Raw genomic sequence first — 16,599 nt, forward strand, 5'->3', positions numbered from 1 at the left:
GTCAGTCGTCCTTCTGTTTCTGCTTTTCGCGATCTTCCTGTTCGCGGCGGGTGAGGTAGGATTTGAGCGTCCCGAGGAGCGACGGCTCCTGAAGCGACACGAGCTGCGCCATGTCGTCTGCGAGGATGCGGAACAGGTTGCCGTACACCCCGATGATGAGGTTGCGGGCGTGCCGGCGGGGATACAGCGTCTCGCCCCGGCGCAGGATGAGGTTGGCGCGGATCAGCCGCGCGATCGTCGGTTCGAGGTCGGCGACGCAGAGCTTCGTATCGAACCAGCTGTCGAGCGTCGGGATGAGGAACCCGGCCTGGTGCGGTCCGGCGCGCAGGAGCGCGATCAGCACCGCGAATTCCGCGACCGAGAGGTCGGGAAACGGACGATGGTCCGACAGTTGCGTCACGCCGGTCATTGGCTTTTCTTCGCCTCGTAATAGGCCTTGATCCGTTCCTGGATCTGGCGCGAGGTTTCGATCTCGTCGGGCAGCTTCGCGGCGTCGACGAACTCGGCATAGACCTCTGTGAAATCCATCACCGACAGGTCGAGGCGCGAGAATTCATCGAGCGTGAACCCCTTGCAGGTTTCCTTCTTGGCGCTGCCCCACGGCTTGTTGATCTGCGGGCGGCCCTGTTCCTGCAGGATGCGCGACAGCTTGCTCTCGAAGCAGCAATAGGCCGTCTTCTTGGAGGTGCAGATGCCCAGCACCTTGTCCGAGCAATATTCGCCCAACTTGTGGCACATCCCCATCCGGTCCTGCACGTCGAGCAGCTTCTCGTCGTTCGAGCACATGAACATCGTGAGGAACGGCGTCGCGAGCGCGGCGATCGCCACCGGCCCGCCCGCGATCGCGGCCGCGCCGGCAGCGGTCGTGATGAGGCCCGAGGCCTTGCCCGCGCAGCAGTTGACCAGTCCGAACACCGGCTTGTGGCAGGTCTGCCGCTTGCCCGAGAACAGGGTAAGCGTATCGGGATCGAACTCGGCATTGGCCTGGCCCAGCGCGTGCAGCCCGACCACGGCGTCCTTGAACTCGGTCGACGCCTCGCGCTCGACCGGTTCGCATTCGCCGTCGATGCAATAGACGTCATCACCGCAGATATATTGCTTGGGATCGGTCGAAGGCGGCGTCGGGACCGGGCATTTGTAGACCTTCGTCGTGACCTGGCACGGACCGGACTGCGGATCGTCGAGGCACTCGTCACGCAGGAAGGTGCATTTCCCGCCGTTCTCCAGATCGCTGCAATCGGACGCCTGGGTGATGCGCTGACAGGTGAACGGGCGCGACCACGCCCAGCACGATGCCGTGACCGACACACCGTCGATGATCCGCGTCTCAGGCCCCTCGGTGCAGACCTCCGGGCCGGTCGCGATGCAGGCGGTGTCGGACACCAGCGCCGGACAGCTTCCCTCATTGCGCGTCAGCGTGACCTCGCGCGTGCCCTCCTTCCTGAGGTACACCGTGCCGGTCGCGTAATTCTGGTGCGCCGGGATCTCGGCCTGGGGGATTTCGGCCGAGCAGGAGTAAAGCTGCGCCGTGGTATTCATCGACGACTGCTTCTTGCACCACTTGCGATAGGCCTCGACGTTGCCGCCGCCCGCCCCCAATTCGATCTGCGCATCGCAGATATGCGGCGTCCCCGCCTCGACCCGGCAAATGCCGGCACTGACCTTGGCCTGCATCACGCTGTTGCGGGCGAACCCGTTACCTTCGTTCTGGTCACGTACGCCGTAGTAGAAGTACCGCAACGTATCGACGATCACCGGGTCCATCCTGCCGGTGCAGGTCGCCGGCGTATCCTCGACCTTCGCGCCCTTGTTGCAGGTCGCCTCATAATAATCGGTGGTGCCATTGGGTGGCAGTGGCTTGCAGCTGCTTTCCGTGCCGCCCACCGACTGACCGGCCAGATAGCTGTTTGGGTCCTTCTCCACGTCCTGCGCGCGCGTGAGGTCGCCGGCGGGCACGGTCACGACCTTGCGGCCCGGATCGGTGACGATCTGCCATGCCTCGTTCGCGCCAGCGGCAGACCCACCCGCCGCGATCAGCGCGTCGGGATCGTCGGCATAGGCTTCTCCGGGCTGGGTGCCGCTGCTGAAGCCCGGGATCGTCGAGGGAAGGTCGGTCGAGGAGATGATGCCGCCCGATGCCTGTCGCGCTGGGGTCGCCAGGGCCTTCGCCTCGGCGCGCGCGCCCGCCATATCCCCCTTGGGATAGGTATAGGTCGAACTGCTCGACTGCGCGCTCGGCTCGGCCGCGACCGCATTGCTCGATGCCGCGGGCTGCACCGTGCGGGCGGTGCTGGCGGTGGTCCGCGCGGGAGCCGCGCTCGGCTCGGCGACACTGGTCACCGTCGTCTTTGCAACCGGCGCGGATGAGGGTGTGGGGGTCGGGGTAGGCTTGGGGGTCGTGTCGCTGAAGTAGGTGTAATCGCCCAGGCCGTAGAAGTCGCCGGTGCCCTGCTGGCCCTGCTGGCCCTGCTGGGTGGACTGGGCCTGGGCGAGCGCCTGCGCTGCCAGGACCGGCGCCAGGAGACCGATGAGGAGGCGCCCCCCTCGCATGGCTCAGGGATTCCGGCCGAGGTTGGCGAGCGCGGTCCGCGCGACCAGCGCGCCGGGGCCGTTCTCGCCCGCGAACGTCTCCAGCGCGTAGCGCACGGTGACATTGCCCTCGATGCGATCGAACGGAGGCGGCGTCGTCTTGCAGGTGAGCCCGTCGCACGGCGTGAAGTCGCTCGACGAGACCACCATCGTCGGGACCGCGGTGACGTCGAACGCTCGGAACAGGCGCGGGTCGATCCCGATCGAGGCGAACTGCTGGTCCTTCTCGACCACCTTGGAGAGCGCGGCGATGAACGCCTTCCCCGAATTGCCGGGGAAGCCCCGGAACACCACGACGCCGCCAGCGGCCGAGGTATCGGCGATGATCCGCTTCAGCGCCTGTTCGGGCATCGAGGTGGACACGAACACCATGAACTGCGGCGCGGTGCCTTGGGCCTCCTTGAGGTTGGCCGAGGCGGCCTGGATCATCTCGTCGAAGTCGACCGCGCCCGCCGGCCCCCTGGGCAGGTTCGCCTTGTCGATCGTGCGCATCTGTTCCAGCGCGACCGCCTGCACGGTCTGCGCATCCTTGCGGAACGCGTCGCCGCGGCGCTCGACCTCATTCACGAGCGCGGTCGCGTCCTGTTCGGACTTGGCCGATCGCGCGCGGATCGCGTCGAGATCGAGCCCCTCGACGGTCTGGGCGAGAACGGCGCAGCCGGTGCCGATCGAGGCGATGGCGAGCGCGGAAAGGAGGAACTTCTTCATGTCAGATCCTCACAGCATGCAGCAGTTGCGCTTGCGCCAGAGCAGGTAGCCGAAGTCCTCGCCCTTGACGGGGAAGGCCCGGCCCGCGTCGGGCGGGAGCGTCGTCGCGCCGATCGGCGAGCAGGCATATTTGCCGCTCACCGTGGGCGTCGGATTGGTCATCTGGATGCGGTATTGCGACTTCTTCAGGATCGGCATGACGTACTTGTTGCAGAGCGCCTTCGATCCCGCGGTGCCCCACGCCAGCCCCTGCCGGTGCATCTTGAACAGGAGCCGCTCGGCCGCGAGACGCGACGACTGGACCGGCGAATTGTGCGCCGCGATGTTGCCGTTCATCGGGAACATCGAGCCGTTGCAGCCCGAGCACCAGAACATCGGGTCGATCGGCAGCTTCGCGCTCGCCGCGACGCAGTCGGCCGCGCAGGCGGCGACCGCGATCGGATTGTTGAACAGTGCGACCTCGGGGTTGATGAGCGTGGTCAGCACGTCGTCGTTCCACAAGGGATCGATCTCGGTCATGTAGGCGACGTCGAACGACGCCTGTTCGAAACACAGGAAGTCGGTCAGGATCTCCATCCAGTAGAGCAAGGGATAGACGTAATAATGCGCCTGCCAGTTGGCGCTGGCCTGGGTCGCGCCGCCCTTGATGAGCGGGCCGGTATACTGCCCCTGCCCGATATCGAGCCCCGGATTGAGGCGAAGTCCGCCGAGATTCGGGAAGCACCACGGCTTGGTGGTCACATCGACGAGCCGCGCCGGTTCCCAGAAGCCGATCGAGATGCCGATGCGCGGGATCGGCGAACCGCACGCACAGACCGGCAGGCTTGGGTTCTTGGTATCGGGTCGGCTCCCCGGCCAGATGTGCGCGCCGCCCACCGACAGCGGGAACAGGCACGACCAGCAGACGTCGGTGATCGGGTTGACGAACTTGCCGGTGCAGTTGGCCGGGAGCGCGCTCGCCGGCGCCGGCAGCAGCGCGAACGCGGCGATCATGCCGAGCAGGGTGAGCAGGCGGCGGATCATGCGCCGGGCTCCTCGGAGAAAGCGATGACCAGGGGCACCATCCGGGCGCGGTCGCGTCCATCGAAGCTTATCGACTGATCGGCCAGCGCGCGCACCAGCGCACGGCGTTTGCCAACCGATATCGTCCGCCCGCTTTCGGCAAGGACGACATCGATTTCGTTTCCGATCGACGCGGCGGTCACCGGATCGGCACGGCCCCCGAGAAGCCTTCGTACGAGGGACTCGATCTCGCAATGCACGCGGGACAGGAACAGCAGCGCAGGGACGCTCGAGAGCAACGCCACGGTCGCGATCGATACGACCATCGACAAGGCGACGACGGGAAAGAACATCCAGGCCGGGAACAGCGCGAATATGGCGAGAACATATGTCCACCCGAAGCCGACTGCCGCGACACACAGAAGCGCGTAGCGCGCGATCAGGCTGATGCGCTCAGTCGTCATGCCCTGCCCTCCCCGTCCGGCTGCGCCGCGAGGCTTGCGTCAAGGAAAGCGTTATCGGCCCGGTTCTTGGCGATCACATACACCGGCACCAGCACGACCAGCGCCAGCACCAGTCCGGCAAGCGCGCCCCCTGCCCCGGCGCCGAGCACCGCGCGCAGCGGCTGCAACGCGCAGATGGCGATCGCCAGTTCGATCGCCGACCACAGGATCGCGAGCCGCATCGCCTTGAGGGCCGGCGTCTCGGGCGCGGCCATCGGCGTCCTGAGAATATCGAGCCACATCATGCGCCCGCTCCCGACATCTCGATCTCGCTGATCTTGAGCACCTGGCCCGCCGGTTCGACCACGGCGGGGACGCGCGCGATCCCGAAATGGCTGGTGAGCTTGCCCTGCTGGTCGAAGAAGAAGCGGCGCTTCTTCTCGCCCATGCGGTTGAACGGCGAGCCGGCGACGAAGATGATCTTGGCATTCTGCGCGGTCCACCGCTTCAGCGCCCAGTCGACCTGCGCATCGTCGCGGCCGTCGATAAACACGAGGTCGGTCTTCATCGCGACGAACGACAGCGGATTGACCCGCTGCCCGGCGCGCGCGACGAGCCGGCCCTTCTGGTCCTGGATGTCCTGATCGAGCACGATCGTCGGGTCGAACGTCCAGCTGCGGCTCTCGCGCACCGCGCCGATGCCGGCGACGGGGATCGGGTTGCGGACACGTTCCTCGGTTTTTTCACGCAGCGCCGTCTGCATGCGCTCGATGCCGCCATTGGCCTGCAGCGTCTTCAGCCGGATATCGATCGTCGCCAGCAGATCCGGCTCGGCGATCGCCCAGGTCTGGCCCATCACGCCGTGATCCTTTGCGAGCGCGCCCTGCACGATCGGCCAGGACGACGAGGCGACCAGCGCCACGCCCAGGGTTCCGCCGAAAAGGCCCGCGCGCCGGATCACAGGATCGGCGTCCCGGTGCCGATGATCTGCTTCGCGCAGGCAAAGCCGATCTCGCCGTAGCGGCTGTCGAACCCGTCGGGGTGTGCGGTGCCGACATAATAGCAGCCCTCGGGAACGCGCCCGACCGGTCCCGGCGTCAGCACCTCGCCGAAGCGCGAGCGCGGCTTCATGTGCGCGACGCGGACGCCGTCGACATAGACCCATTTCCCGCGATGCTCGACCAGCGCCCCGGCCTCGCCGATCACGCGCTTGCCGAACGGTCCCGAATCCGGTCCGAAGTGGCGGCGCACCAGCTCGCCCTCGGGCGGCGCGAAGAACACATAGTCGCCCTTGGCGGGCACGCGGCCGCGCTGGATGAAGAACGCCCAGTTGGGGAGGCTCTCGCTCGCGTTTATCATGAAGGCGTGCGTCTCGCGCCACGCGGCGATCGAGTTGTAGCCGCCCCACACGATCCCGAGCAGCGCGACCGCGCTCCACTGGCGGACCCGCTTGACGATCAGCGCCTTGCGGGCCGCGCGGTCCCCGGCGACGTCAACCGCCGTGGGAGCCGCATGACCGACCCGCGCCAGCGCCTCAGTTGCCGCTGCCATCGACCCCTCCCGGCGCGGACTGGGTGACCGTCGCCTCGACCGGCGAGACCGGCGCAGGCCCGAACGGCGAAGCGGTCGGGACCGCCGCCCCTGGCGCGGCCGGCGCGACGTTCCCGGAGGCTTGGGGAAGCATCGCACCGACCGCGGGACCGGCCGGGGTGTTCGGCGCGGCCGCGGGGAGCGGCACGCGCGCGAAGACCGCGCGGCGGATCTGGTCGGTGATATCGGGGACGTTCTTCGAGAGGACCGCCTCGCCGACGAGGACGGTGGTGCCGCTCGCGCCGACCTTCTTCATCTCGTCGTCGAGCGCGGACATGAAGGCCTGGGTCTGCGCGGCCACCTGTTGGGGCTGGCCGTTACTGTGGCTCTGCGCCTGGACATATTCCGAGACGATGCCTTCGAGCCGGACGCTCGCCATCGGCACGGTCGCGGGCGGGGCAAGGAGATGCTTGGTCACCCACGCCCCCCAGAGCAGTACCGCGACCGCCAGCGCGACCGCGACATAGGCGATGACGGGCAGGCCCTGCGGCTTGCGGCGATCCACCTTGTCCGCGACCGGACGGCGCGGTGCCGCACCGGCAGCGTCATCACGGGGTGCCGGGGCCGGAGCGGACGGTTGCACCGCCGCGGACGCGACCTCGGGACGATCGAGAACATCAACCATGACGGGGGCCTTTCGTGGAAGTGATGATCGCGCCGAGCAGGCGCACGCGGGTCACGGCGACGATGCCGAACGCGACCAGCCACACGACGAACAGCTGGTCGCCGAACGCCGCGCGGCGTGCCTGGTCGGCCGCGACGAAGCGCGTGCCGAGGTTGGCGACCTGCGAGAAGAAGCCGAGCGCGGTGAAGTCGCCTAGCATCAGGAAGAACAGGATCGCGACGCCGAAGGTCGCGAGCAGCGTCATCGCCATCCAGCCCGACACCCGCAACAGGATGTAGCAGGCGTCGCCGATCGCGCGCGTGCCCGTGCGTTTCCAGTCGGTCGCGGTCGGCGTACGCCAGTCGCGCTCGTGCGTGAAGGCGTTCATTCCGCCGCCTCCACCCAGGGCTCGCCCGGAGGATTGTCGCGATATTCCTCGGGGAAGGCGACGCGTTCGATCGCCTCGTCCATCGAACAGCCGAGGTCGATCAGATGCTCGATATCGGCGAAGGTCTGCGGGCTGGAGGAATAGAGCGTCGCCGAATATTTATCGAGGACGAGCCGCCCGACCGCCATCGATTCCGGCCCCTTGATGAGGATGTCGGAATATTCCGCGCCGTTGCGCTTCAGCGAACGCAGCAGGCTTTCGGTGTAGGGGTCCATGTCGAAGCGGCCGTGCTTCTGGAAGTCCGAGATCGTGTCGGGCTTCTGCATCAGGATGACCGACCAGTCGGAGTTCTCCAGCGCCGCGAGGCTCCCTTCCGACTTGTAATAGTCGTTGAGGCTCTGCGTCGCGGTGATGAGCGAGGCGCCATATTTGCGGCAGGTTCGGCTGTAGGTCTCGACGAAATCGGCCATCGACCCACCGCGCAGCATCTGCCACGCCTCGTCGATCAGCAGCGCCTTGGGGATCTGGCGGTCCATGCGGCGCATGGTCTGCGACGACATGAACATGATCGCGGTCAGCACGACCGAGCGCAGTTCCTCGCGGCTCGACAGGTCCGAGAGTTCGAACACCGTTAGCGCGTTCGACATGTCCACCGACGCCTCACCGGTGAAGAAGCTGCCGTAGGTGCCCTTTCCCGAGAACGGGAACATCGCGATCGCGAGATCCGTCCCCTGCACAGAGCCGTCGGAGCCGAGCGCCTCGATCACGTCGTCGACGCACCCTCCCCTGCCCTTGGCCTCCCACACCTGGTTGACCGCACGATCGATCAGACCGCGCTCGGTGTCGTTGAGCTTGTCGATGTGACGGCCCATCTGCCCGATGATCGACTTGAGCATCGCCAGCGCGTCGACGAGATAATCCTCGTCCTGCGCCACCAGCGTCTCGTCGATCATCGAGAACGGATTGAGGCTGAACCCGTCGCGCAGGCGAAACTCGACGAAGTTGCCGCCCAGGCTCTTGGCCATATGCTCGAACGAGCGGCCGTCATCGATCACGATGATCTTGGCGCCCACGCCGGCGAACGCCGCGCACAGCTCCTGCAGCGCGACCGACTTGCCCGAGCCGGACTTGCCGAACACCGCGACATTGTGGTTGCCGGCCTTGTTCTCGAACGGCGACCAGAAGAAGGGCTGGCCGCGCCGCCCGATGAACATCAGGTGCGGCAGATGCCCGCCGAGATACTCGCCCTGGATCGGCAGCATATTCGCCGCGGTCGAGGTCAGCATCGTGCGCAGCCGCTTCATGCGCTTCAGGTCGCTGTCGAGCCCGTTGCCGAGCGTCATCGGCAGACACGACATGAACGCCATGATCTGGAGGAACCGCTCGTCGAGCAGGTCCCACCCGGCCGCCTTGTACATCGACTTGACGGTGCGCTCGTTAGCGTCCCCCTGCCCCTTCGGGCTGATGATGCCTACCGCATAATAGGCCTGCACCAGCTTCTTGCCGAGACGCAGCTCCTGGGTGACATGCTCCCATTCGCGGCTCTGGTCCTTCAGCTGCGGGAGCAGCCGCGCCGACTTCGAGTCCGCCAGGCTCGACGTACGCATGAACTTGTAACCGGCCTTAGACGAGGCGGCCTGTTCGTCCTGGTAGCACAGGCATAGCGACGTGAGAGTCGGGCACCCCGGGCGCAGCTTGTCGGAGAACATGTCGCCGATCAGCTTCTGCACGTCCCACGGCGCCCAGCGGTTCGGCAGGTTCCTGACCGAGAAGAAGCGATAGTCGAACGTGTCGGGCCGGATCTCCTGATACTGCGTCTCGCCCGACAGGTTCGTCACCGCGCGCAGCGGCTCGACCGATACCAGCAGGCGGTCGGCCTGGACGACGGTCTGGACGTCGCGCCGCACGCATTGGTCGGCGATCGGATCGAGTTCTGAATATTCCGAGACGTGGTCGGAGACGTCGAACGCCGGCGCGGTGATGTCGTCGATCAGCGCGATCAGATCGACCGGCTTCAGCCGGGTTGCCGGCATGTCGATCGACTGCAGCGTCGAGACGATGCTGTCGCGGACGCCGGTCAGCTCCTCCGGTGTCGCCTTCCCGCTACGGATCGAGACCGACAGGAAGATGCGATGGTTGCGGACGTGGAACGGTCCGTCCTTCGACATCGATACCCATGCGCCGTGACGCAGGAACGCCGACCGCCGCTCGGCGATCTTGCGATGGATGCCGCCCGCCTTGTAGCGCGGCAGCGCATATTGCGCGATCAGCGCGCCCACACGCGGGCTCTGGAATGCGAGCAGCTGGACCCGCGCGCTGGGCGGGACGCTCTCGGACAGCATCTGCGCGATGATCTCCCCGGTGCGCTCGTCCGCACCCATGAGCGGCGCGAGTTCCAGCGCGAACGCGATGCTGTCGGTCTGGTAGAACAGGTCGTGCCGCGCGTCGTAGCTGCGATACGGCAGCCACTGCGACAGCATCGGCGCGCCATGCGAGGGTGTTCCCTGGTCGGGTGCGCGCGTATCGCCGAGCAGGCGGGCTATGAAGCCGGTCTTCGCCATGACGATCAGTCCTCCACGCGCGGCGAGAAGGTCGCTGGGCGGTTACCCGGCGTGCTCGACGCGAGTTCGGGCGAAGCCGGCTTCTGCGTCGCGGCGATCGGCACACCCTTGCCAGCAGCCGCGTCGCGCGCCCTGGCCCGCGCGGCCGCGACCGCTGCCGCACTTGGTGCGCCGACCGCGCTCGCCGCACCTGCGGCCGCTGCCGGGGCGGCGACCTGCGCGACCTCGGCGGGCACCGGGGGAAGCGCGGCGATCGGCGCGCCGAGCTGCGAGAGGATCTCGGGGCTGACGTTGAGCGTCTGCGTCGCGGCAAGCGCCGAACCGTGGCCGTCGGTCGCCGCCAGCCACTGGCCGTTGTCGACCACCGCCTGCACGACCGCGGTCTCGTGGAAGCGCCCAGCCGCGTCGACATGCGAGGGGAACACGATCCGCAACACCTTCTGCGGCCCGACCCCCGCCGCCTGCGCCGGCACCGGCGTCGAGGCATAGGCGATCCGCTGCGTTCCCCCGCTGTTGCGCGCGGGTGCCTGGTACGGGCCTGCCGGATGATAGCCGCTGTCGCCGGTGATCTCGGCCAGCGCCTTGTCATCGATGACGGTCGCCGGCGAGCAGCTGCCGCCCTCGGGCGCGCCGCACGCGAACTTGCCCGAGATGTTGGTCCCCAGCGTGGTGCAGCTGGCGAGCAGTCCCAGGCTCGCGGTCGTCGCCAGCGCCGCAATACGCTTCGCGCGGGCGTGCGGGCGATAGTCGGAAACCGGGCAGGCCGGCAGGCGGATCACGGATCGGGTCACGACTTGGCTCCCTTCAACCATTCGACGAGCTGGGCCTTGGGCTTGAAGCCCTCGATCACCGCCCCGTCGGAGCGGACGATGACGGGCGTCCCGTTGATGCCGTGCGCCTTGGCGAACGCCTCGTTCTCATCGAGACCGCTGGTGTCGCACTTCGCGCCTGCCGGGACCGGGTTCTGCGCATAGGCCGCGCGGACCGCCGCATGACGATCGCGGGCGCACAGCACCTGGTCGGCGATCTCGCGGCTTCCCAGCACCGAGATCGGGCGCTCGATGACGCGCACGTTCATCGTCTCGAGCGCCTGACTGAGCGCGCGGCAGTAGCCGCAGCGGAAATCGGAGAAGACGGTGACCGTCTGCGTGCCCGAACCCCACGCGATCGCACCCTTGCTCGACAGCCGCGTCACATCGAGCGTGCGGGCGACGGCGGGCTGGGTCGTGACTCGCGCACCCGCCCGCGCCGCGCCGGCCTCGGGCGCATCGGGCGTGGCATTGGCCTTCGCCGCGCCGCCCACCAGCATATCGGGATTGAGCGCGAGCAGCTTGGCGGCGGTCAGATCCTGCCGCGTCTCCATGTCATAGACGCGGCCGATGACGAGATAGCGCGCCGACTTGTCGACGTAGAACAAGTTCGCACCCGCCACGACCTCGCACAGCCCGTCGACCTTGGAGCAGTCGATCGCATCGACCTTGGTCTTGGGAAGCCGCTTCTGCAGCGCGACCTGAACCTGCGCGCCGATCGGCGCTTCGGCCGAGCCGGTCAGCAGCATCGCCGCCCCCGCCATCGCGCCGATCATGATAGTATTTGCCATGTGACCGCCTCCTTCCGGGCTCAGTTCTGGATGAAGACGCCTTCGAGGAAGACGATCTCGACATCGATGCCGGTCGGCATCTCGATGATGGGCTGGTACTGTTCGGCGCGCTCGATCAGGTATTTGCTGACCATGTCGGCCGACTGCGCGACGCCGTTGCCGATCCCAGCCTGGGCGATATCGCCGATGCCGAGTTGCTGGCGCTTGCCGTTGACGGTGACGTTGGTGCCCTGGAGCAGCATGTCGGTGTTGGCCGAGAAGCCACGCCCGAACCCGCCCGCTATCCCGGCGATGAAGGCCTGGGTGACGAGCCCGCCTTCGCGACTGACGACACGGCCGCGCACGCCGGTCTTGCCGGCGAAGCTGATGAAGCCCTTCACGTCCGACACCGCGAACCGACCATTGGCCTGCGGACAGGTCATCCGCTGCAGCTTCACATAGACCTTCTCGGAAGAGAGATCGCCGCGCGCCGCGCCGTTGATGACGCAGCCTTCGATCCGCGTCGTGAGCAGCTTGCCGTTCTGGTAGACCGAGCGCGCCGGGCCGGTGATGCGCAGGATCACCGGCAGCGGATCGGTCTGCGACTGCACCCCCGCCGAGGCGTCGACGCCGACGATGACCTTCGCCTTCGCGATCGAGTTGGGCGGCAGGTAATTGGGGCTGTCGGTGTAGCTGGTCGTGCCACCCGAGATCCGAGTCGCGGTGCCCGAGGGGCCGCCCTCGAACGACACCAGCTTGATCGAGCGCGACTGCGACACCGCAGCCGCTGCCGCCTCGCCCGCCGTCATCGGCGCGCCGGGAGTGCGGTAATTGGGCTGGCCGGGGCCATACATCTGCGTCGGAGCCGGCGCGGCCGGCGCGGCGTTACGCTGCGCGATCTGCTGGCGAAGCTGGTCGTTCTCCTGCTGATAGGCGCTCATGACCCGCTGGCCATCGCTCGCCATCGACTGCTTCTCGCCCTGGAGCGCGGCGATCTGCGCCTGCAACTGCTCCATCTGCGCGCGCTGGCCGTCGACGCCCTTCAGCTGATTGTTGATCGACTGCATCTGCGCTTCGGATGCGGCCTGCCATTCACGCTGCGACATGTTCCGGTTGACCATGTCGTCGGTGGTGATCTTCACCTCCTTCCCGTCGGTGCCGACCGGCTTCAGCTTGGCATCGTCGCCCATGACGTACCAGGAGCCCAGCACCAGCGCGACGGCGCCACCACAGCCGAGGTAGAGCAGCTGCTTCTTGCGGACGGCATCGTTGCCGGCCATCAGCTCCCTGTCCCCGCCCTCCTCCGGCTCGGTATCGAGCTGCTTGGCACGGTTACGCTGGAAGATGTCCTTGAGGCTCATGGCCGCACTCCGTTGGCGAGGCCCGAAGGCGTGACGATATAGGCGGTGGTGGCTTCACCGGGCTTGAGGTTGGGGTTGGCGACCGAGACCGCGATCGCGTTCGACGGTGCGATCGTTCCCTCGCCCAGCGCGACCGGAACCTTGCCCCGGTTCTCGATCCTGAGCGTGCGGCCTGCGAGGCTGGCGCCGCGATACTCGGCGACCATCTGGACCTTGAGCGAGCCAATCATCACCGGGTCGGTGACCGCGGGCCTGACCTCGAACCCTTCGAGCGGCGCGGACTGGAACATCGCCTGGACCAGCGTGGCGGACGCCTCCTGCGGCGATGCCGCGACGGCCGCGACCTGCGTTTCCGCGGCGCCACCGATATCCTTGTTCTCGACGAACACCTGCTGCGCGTCGTCGCCGGCGAGCCGGCACGAGAATTTGTACACATAACCCTTCGACGTCGTGCCGAAGAACGACACGTTCGGCCGCGAATAGGCTTCCGGGACCGACACATAGATGTCGCCCCGGGTCGGTTCATTGACCACGGTGAAATCGTCGGTATCGACCCCGGTGGTCAGCTTCGAGACGCTGGCGAAGCGATCGTCCTTGAGGCTGACGCGGGTCAGCCCCGACTTCGACATCGTGCAGGCGACCTCGCTGTTGTCCTTTGCCAGCACATGCTCGTCGGCGAAGGCCGGCGCGGCGAGGACCACGCCGCCCGCCACGATCATCCCCGCCCCGATCAGGCGCGATAGCGAACACAGGCGCGATGCGAAGGCGGTCCCGCCCCCGATCAGCCCGACTGCGACCCAGGCGGTCATGCGTCGTCTCCGATCGTTGCCGCGGCGTCCTTGTCGGCCTTGGTGACCATCCCGAAGCCCTTGAGCTGGAGGGTCAGGCCGCGATACGCCCAATAGAAGCGGAAGGTCTTCGGCTCGGCGGTGACCGACTTCGAGCCGACGACGGTGTGCAGCGTGCCGGTCACTTCCGAGGTCAGTTTCTCGGGATCGACCTTCATGCCGGCGAGCGTGAAATACTGGCTGATGCTCGATCCGCGCTGCTCGTTGAGGATCTTCATCAGGTCGCGCTTGAGCGAACCATGTGCTTCCGGCGTGGCGATCGCCAGGATCGAGTCCATCCAGTATTCGAGATTTTCGGGCGAGCGGTTGAGCGTCATCAGCGCGGTGTCGCGCGTGACCATCTCCAGATACTGCTCGCTGACCCCGCTCGACGAGAGCGTCAACGGGGAGCGGACGATCGGCTGCAGGACGATCTCCCGGTCACGGGTCGCGCCGACTAGGAACAGCAGCACCACGAGGCCCGCGAGGACCAGCGCGACGATGCCGAGCATGTTGCGCTGCTTGAGGACGCGCTGCGACTGCGCGAGACCGACAGAATAATCCATTTAGCCCACCATCACGCGAAGGTGGGAGGGCGGCGTCGCCTTCAGCCCGGTAAAACTCGACGGCAGGTGCCAGTAGGCCATGTGGAGAATCCACGACGTGGCCTTGCCGGCTTTGAGTTTCCGAAATCCCCACCATCCGAGCAACGAGACCATCAATCCGATCACGACGTGCTGCGACAGGATCCCCCAGATGAAGGGGATCGCCATCGCGAGGAACTCGTCCAGCGTCCAGAAGCCGATCAGCTCCGGGTCGTCGAGATGCGAAGGGATGGTGTACCGGTCCATAAGCTAAGCCGCCCTCCCAGCGGTTGATCCAGCCGACGCCTCAGATCGTCGCGGTGACGGTCGAGGTGACGATCGGGATACCCGTGCCCGCGCCGACACCGACGGCGACGGGAACGGCCACCTGGCCGAGGCTGAAGCGGCCCGACGCCAGCGCGACGATGCCGCCGGCCAGGCTCATGACGGTGATGATCTTGCCGCCCGAGCCCTCGAGGAAGTCCGTGAACTTCGTCAGCGCGGTATTGAACGTCGTATCGGCGCCGGCGAACGCCGCCGACGCGCCCAGGACCATCACCATCGCGATGATCGCCAGGCCGAGAAGGACGCCATTGATCTGGCCACCCTTCGGCATTGAAAGTGCAGACATGCTCTTTCCCCTTGAAAGACGAAGCGGATTGCTGCGTCACCCTTAAAAGGGAGGAAGAAACTGACTCCCGCAAGATGGAAAAAAATTACACTATTTGTCTCGCGCCAAGTACATCTTGGTCGCCCGGAACAACGCCCCGCCTACTGCGGATTCTAAGGCGGTATGACTTGGATCAGTGTAAAAAAATTACACTATTTGTTGATGCGCCTTGCCGGAGGAGATCCGGTTACGCATCGTATCGCATCTGGTCGGCTTTATGCGGCCGATGGCGACACCCGCCGCTTTGTCGTACGGTCCGATATGCCCCAGGCGCTTTATACCTTCAAAGTGGATCACTCGCTGTTCCGCCTCGCCGTGGATGCGATGCGCATTCATTCATTGGCCACATGCGGATTTGAGACTGTTTCCGCTACCTCTATGAAAGGGTTGGAGAATTTCGTCGTTTGCCGTGATCCTGCCCCCTTTGTTCACGAGGCGCGAGATGCCGACATCCCCGGTCCGATTCGGGTCACGTTACGCATTCAGATGCACCAGAATGACCTGTTTCAGCGCGCGCGTGCCCATGCTGGCGACGCATCCGGATCGCTTGCGCCAATTCGGCTCACCTTCATTATCGGGCTACTCGCCGCATTTCATGGAACATTTACGGAGAGTTCATGAATCGCGCTGCGTGGCGGTGGTTGACAACGTGAACGGATAGATGCGTATTAGACCCCTAACGGGGGTCGCAGTATGTACCACCAGTCTACAAAGGCTTCAGTCTGCGAAGATCGGCAACAACGTCTTCACGCGTTGTTCATGGCTGAGTGGCGTCTGAAGAAAGTGACAAATGCCGAAATGGCTCGCCGCCTCGGCAAGAGCCTTAGCCTCGTCAACAAAATCCGAGCCGGCCAAACGCCCTTCACAGGGCGACTGATCGACCAGTTTGTTGATATCCTGCAGATCGACCCTGTCCGCGCCTATATCGCCGTCGACATCCTTCACGAGCCGATGGTGTACTACAGCCCGAGGTTCGCGACCGCAGTTACCGAAAGCCTCGAGTATTTCTCGGCAATCCTTTCCGATCCCGACATCCCCGAGATAGTGACTGGCTCCGAACGCGGCATCGGTCGAACTGGGCTGACCGGCTGAAGTCGGTCGTCGACACTACCAGTCTCGAAATGTACCGCCCCGTCTTACCGTCACATCACCTTGCGCTAAGCGTCCGAGTGGCAGAATGACGCTTGCTTATGCCCAGCGACCCATCCGAGATCAAAAAAAGCACGCGGTCCATGCGCCTGAAAAAGGAGCGGGAAGACAATGCGGGGTACCGGCGGTCGACCGTGGCGCTGTCGCCCGTAGCATTAGCGATCGCAGAGCGACTTCAGGATCGTCTGGGCCTCGGCTCCAGGGAAGCTGTCATCAACGCGGTTTTCGAGCGCATCGACTCCGATCGATATCTCAAATACGAATTTCTAGGGCCAGAGGGCTTCCGTTCGCCACCATCGCTGGCCGAACCCGAGGCTTCAAACCACGAGACAGCGGACCACGGACATGCGGCAAAGGCCACCAGCTGACGAGTCGGGTCATGCCATTGTCGATTTTCTCGACGAGCATCGACTGCCGCACAGCCCCGAGAATTACGGCTTCGCTCACACCTATTTCGAAGGTGCTGACTGTCCGTCGTCAGAACATTCGGCACAACTCGCGGCGTAGATTAGCGGAGTGCGGACCTCGTCAGGGGGTTGATGTT

21 protein-coding genes are annotated in these 16,599 nt (G+C 65.9%); 3 read left to right on the top strand and 18 right to left on the bottom strand.

Annotated features, from left to right (window positions below):
• Nucleotide 1: 1 nt before the first annotated feature.
• Genes PX554_RS22015 through PX554_RS22100 form a run of 18 tightly spaced genes read right to left on the bottom strand, consistent with a single transcriptional unit; the run spans nucleotide 2 to nucleotide 14,798 of the window.
• Entirely contained in the window at nucleotides 2–409 is a 408-nt protein-coding gene (locus PX554_RS22015) for a hypothetical protein (protein ID WP_275504556.1), read from the bottom strand.
• Nucleotides 406–2,550: a conjugal transfer protein TraN gene (locus PX554_RS22020; protein ID WP_275504557.1), complete on the bottom strand. Its 2,145-nt coding sequence runs from the start codon at nucleotides 2,548–2,550 to the stop codon at nucleotides 406–408. The genes PX554_RS22015 and PX554_RS22020 overlap by 4 nt, the downstream gene beginning before the upstream one ends.
• 3 nt (nucleotides 2,551–2,553) lie before the next feature.
• Complete coding sequence (gene trbC, locus PX554_RS22025; protein ID WP_024310617.1) at nucleotides 2,554–3,297, bottom strand: type-F conjugative transfer system pilin assembly protein TrbC; 744 nt, start codon at nucleotides 3,295–3,297, stop codon at nucleotides 2,554–2,556.
• A gap of 9 nt (nucleotides 3,298–3,306) precedes the next feature.
• The gene (traU, locus tag PX554_RS22030; protein ID WP_024310618.1) at nucleotides 3,307–4,320 is read right to left on the bottom strand and encodes a conjugal transfer pilus assembly protein TraU; all 1,014 of its coding nucleotides are present in this window, start codon (nucleotides 4,318–4,320) and stop codon (nucleotides 3,307–3,309) included.
• Nucleotides 4,317–4,763 (bottom strand): hypothetical protein, encoded by a 447-nt coding sequence (locus tag PX554_RS22035; protein ID WP_007406338.1) that lies wholly within the window; start codon nucleotides 4,761–4,763, stop codon nucleotides 4,317–4,319. Before PX554_RS22035 ends, traU begins: the two co-directional genes overlap by 4 nt.
• The gene (locus tag PX554_RS22040; protein ID WP_275504558.1) at nucleotides 4,760–5,047 is read right to left on the bottom strand and encodes a hypothetical protein; all 288 of its coding nucleotides are present in this window, start codon (nucleotides 5,045–5,047) and stop codon (nucleotides 4,760–4,762) included. Before PX554_RS22040 ends, PX554_RS22035 begins: the two co-directional genes overlap by 4 nt.
• Entirely contained in the window at nucleotides 5,044–5,703 is a 660-nt protein-coding gene (gene traW, locus PX554_RS22045; protein WP_066760152.1) for a type-F conjugative transfer system protein TraW, read from the bottom strand. The genes PX554_RS22040 and traW overlap by 4 nt, the downstream gene beginning before the upstream one ends.
• Nucleotides 5,700–6,293, bottom strand: coding sequence for a S26 family signal peptidase (locus PX554_RS22050; protein WP_024310620.1), 594 nt, complete (start codon nucleotides 6,291–6,293; stop codon nucleotides 5,700–5,702). The genes traW and PX554_RS22050 overlap by 4 nt, the downstream gene beginning before the upstream one ends.
• Entirely contained in the window at nucleotides 6,277–6,957 is a 681-nt protein-coding gene (locus PX554_RS22055; protein WP_024310621.1) for a TrbI F-type domain-containing protein, read from the bottom strand. The genes PX554_RS22050 and PX554_RS22055 overlap by 17 nt, the downstream gene beginning before the upstream one ends.
• Nucleotides 6,950–7,324, bottom strand: coding sequence for a hypothetical protein (locus tag PX554_RS22060; RefSeq protein WP_024310622.1), 375 nt, complete (start codon nucleotides 7,322–7,324; stop codon nucleotides 6,950–6,952). The genes PX554_RS22055 and PX554_RS22060 overlap by 8 nt, the downstream gene beginning before the upstream one ends.
• Nucleotides 7,321–9,885: a type IV secretion system protein TraC gene (gene traC / locus PX554_RS22065; protein WP_007406319.1), complete on the bottom strand. Its 2,565-nt coding sequence runs from the start codon at nucleotides 9,883–9,885 to the stop codon at nucleotides 7,321–7,323. Before traC ends, PX554_RS22060 begins: the two co-directional genes overlap by 4 nt.
• Nucleotides 9,886–9,890: 5 nt before the next feature.
• A complete protein-coding gene (locus PX554_RS22070) occupies nucleotides 9,891–10,676 on the bottom strand; it encodes a conjugation transfer protein (protein WP_010409254.1) in 786 nt (261 codons plus the stop codon).
• A complete protein-coding gene (locus PX554_RS22075; RefSeq protein ID WP_275504559.1) occupies nucleotides 10,673–11,485 on the bottom strand; it encodes a DsbC family protein in 813 nt (270 codons plus the stop codon). The genes PX554_RS22070 and PX554_RS22075 overlap by 4 nt, the downstream gene beginning before the upstream one ends.
• Nucleotides 11,486–11,505: 20 nt before the next feature.
• Nucleotides 11,506–12,825 (bottom strand): TraB/VirB10 family protein, encoded by a 1,320-nt coding sequence (locus PX554_RS22080; protein WP_275504560.1) that lies wholly within the window; start codon nucleotides 12,823–12,825, stop codon nucleotides 11,506–11,508.
• Complete coding sequence (locus PX554_RS22085) at nucleotides 12,822–13,634, bottom strand: type-F conjugative transfer system secretin TraK (RefSeq protein WP_007406304.1); 813 nt, start codon at nucleotides 13,632–13,634, stop codon at nucleotides 12,822–12,824. Before PX554_RS22085 ends, PX554_RS22080 begins: the two co-directional genes overlap by 4 nt.
• Nucleotides 13,631–14,218, bottom strand: coding sequence for a type IV conjugative transfer system protein TraE (locus tag PX554_RS22090; protein ID WP_007406332.1), 588 nt, complete (start codon nucleotides 14,216–14,218; stop codon nucleotides 13,631–13,633). The genes PX554_RS22085 and PX554_RS22090 overlap by 4 nt, the downstream gene beginning before the upstream one ends.
• The gene (gene traL / locus PX554_RS22095; RefSeq protein WP_007406330.1) at nucleotides 14,219–14,503 is read right to left on the bottom strand and encodes a type IV conjugative transfer system protein TraL; all 285 of its coding nucleotides are present in this window, start codon (nucleotides 14,501–14,503) and stop codon (nucleotides 14,219–14,221) included.
• A 40-nt stretch (nucleotides 14,504–14,543) separates the two neighbouring features.
• A complete protein-coding gene (locus tag PX554_RS22100) occupies nucleotides 14,544–14,798 on the bottom strand; it encodes a hypothetical protein (protein ID WP_371262956.1) in 255 nt (84 codons plus the stop codon).
• Between the two features lie 231 nt (nucleotides 14,799–15,029).
• Here PX554_RS22100 and PX554_RS22105 point away from each other — a divergent pair, with 231 nt between their 5' ends.
• The 3 genes from PX554_RS22105 to PX554_RS22115 all read left to right on the top strand — a co-directional run bounded on the left by PX554_RS22105 (nucleotide 15,030) and on the right by PX554_RS22115 (nucleotide 16,423).
• Nucleotides 15,030–15,527, top strand: coding sequence for a hypothetical protein (locus PX554_RS22105; protein ID WP_126014072.1), 498 nt, complete (start codon nucleotides 15,030–15,032; stop codon nucleotides 15,525–15,527).
• 138 nt (nucleotides 15,528–15,665) lie between these two features.
• The gene (locus PX554_RS22110; RefSeq protein WP_066782291.1) at nucleotides 15,666–15,998 is read left to right on the top strand and encodes a helix-turn-helix domain-containing protein; all 333 of its coding nucleotides are present in this window, start codon (nucleotides 15,666–15,668) and stop codon (nucleotides 15,996–15,998) included.
• Between the two features lie 98 nt (nucleotides 15,999–16,096).
• Nucleotides 16,097–16,423, top strand: a complete 327-nt coding sequence (locus PX554_RS22115) for a hypothetical protein (RefSeq protein WP_051749592.1) — start codon at nucleotides 16,097–16,099, stop codon at nucleotides 16,421–16,423.
• The last annotated feature ends 176 nt before the right edge of the window (nucleotides 16,424–16,599 follow it).

The sequence above is a fragment of the Sphingomonas pollutisoli genome, assembly GCF_029167165.1.
GTDB classification, from domain to species: domain Bacteria; phylum Pseudomonadota; class Alphaproteobacteria; order Sphingomonadales; family Sphingomonadaceae; genus Sphingomonas; species Sphingomonas pollutisoli.

What these genes read in the sequence shown, in the direction of transcription:
- PX554_RS22020 (WP_275504557.1), bottom strand. Translation starts at nt 2,550, where the DNA reads ATGCGAGGGGGGCGCCTCCTCATCGGTCTCCTGGCGCCGGTCCTGGCA.
- PX554_RS22075 (WP_275504559.1), bottom strand. Translation starts at nt 11,485, where the DNA reads ATGGCAAATACTATCATGATCGGCGCGATGGCGGGGGCGGCGATGCTG.
- PX554_RS22035 (WP_007406338.1), bottom strand. Translation starts at nt 4,763, where the DNA reads ATGACGACTGAGCGCATCAGCCTGATCGCGCGCTACGCGCTTCTGTGT.
- traC (WP_007406319.1), bottom strand. Translation starts at nt 9,885, where the DNA reads ATGGCGAAGACCGGCTTCATAGCCCGCCTGCTCGGCGATACGCGCGCA.
- PX554_RS22060 (WP_024310622.1), bottom strand. Translation starts at nt 7,324, where the DNA reads ATGAACGCCTTCACGCACGAGCGCGACTGGCGTACGCCGACCGCGACC.
- PX554_RS22040 (WP_275504558.1), bottom strand. Translation starts at nt 5,047, where the DNA reads ATGATGTGGCTCGATATTCTCAGGACGCCGATGGCCGCGCCCGAGACG.
- PX554_RS22015 (WP_275504556.1), bottom strand. Translation starts at nt 409, where the DNA reads ATGACCGGCGTGACGCAACTGTCGGACCATCGTCCGTTTCCCGACCTC.
- PX554_RS22050 (WP_024310620.1), bottom strand. Translation starts at nt 6,293, where the DNA reads ATGGCAGCGGCAACTGAGGCGCTGGCGCGGGTCGGTCATGCGGCTCCC.
- PX554_RS22115 (WP_051749592.1), top strand. Translation starts at nt 16,097, where the DNA reads ATGCCCAGCGACCCATCCGAGATCAAAAAAAGCACGCGGTCCATGCGC.
- traL (WP_007406330.1), bottom strand. Translation starts at nt 14,503, where the DNA reads ATGGACCGGTACACCATCCCTTCGCATCTCGACGACCCGGAGCTGATC.
- PX554_RS22110 (WP_066782291.1), top strand. Translation starts at nt 15,666, where the DNA reads ATGGCTGAGTGGCGTCTGAAGAAAGTGACAAATGCCGAAATGGCTCGC.
- PX554_RS22055 (WP_024310621.1), bottom strand. Translation starts at nt 6,957, where the DNA reads ATGGTTGATGTTCTCGATCGTCCCGAGGTCGCGTCCGCGGCGGTGCAA.
- trbC (WP_024310617.1), bottom strand. Translation starts at nt 3,297, where the DNA reads ATGAAGAAGTTCCTCCTTTCCGCGCTCGCCATCGCCTCGATCGGCACC.
- PX554_RS22085 (WP_007406304.1), bottom strand. Translation starts at nt 13,634, where the DNA reads ATGACCGCCTGGGTCGCAGTCGGGCTGATCGGGGGCGGGACCGCCTTC.
- traU (WP_024310618.1), bottom strand. Translation starts at nt 4,320, where the DNA reads ATGATCCGCCGCCTGCTCACCCTGCTCGGCATGATCGCCGCGTTCGCG.
- PX554_RS22105 (WP_126014072.1), top strand. Translation starts at nt 15,030, where the DNA reads ATGACTTGGATCAGTGTAAAAAAATTACACTATTTGTTGATGCGCCTT.
- PX554_RS22100 (WP_371262956.1), bottom strand. Translation starts at nt 14,798, where the DNA reads ATGGTGATGGTCCTGGGCGCGTCGGCGGCGTTCGCCGGCGCCGATACG.
- PX554_RS22080 (WP_275504560.1), bottom strand. Translation starts at nt 12,825, where the DNA reads ATGAGCCTCAAGGACATCTTCCAGCGTAACCGTGCCAAGCAGCTCGAT.
- PX554_RS22090 (WP_007406332.1), bottom strand. Translation starts at nt 14,218, where the DNA reads ATGGATTATTCTGTCGGTCTCGCGCAGTCGCAGCGCGTCCTCAAGCAG.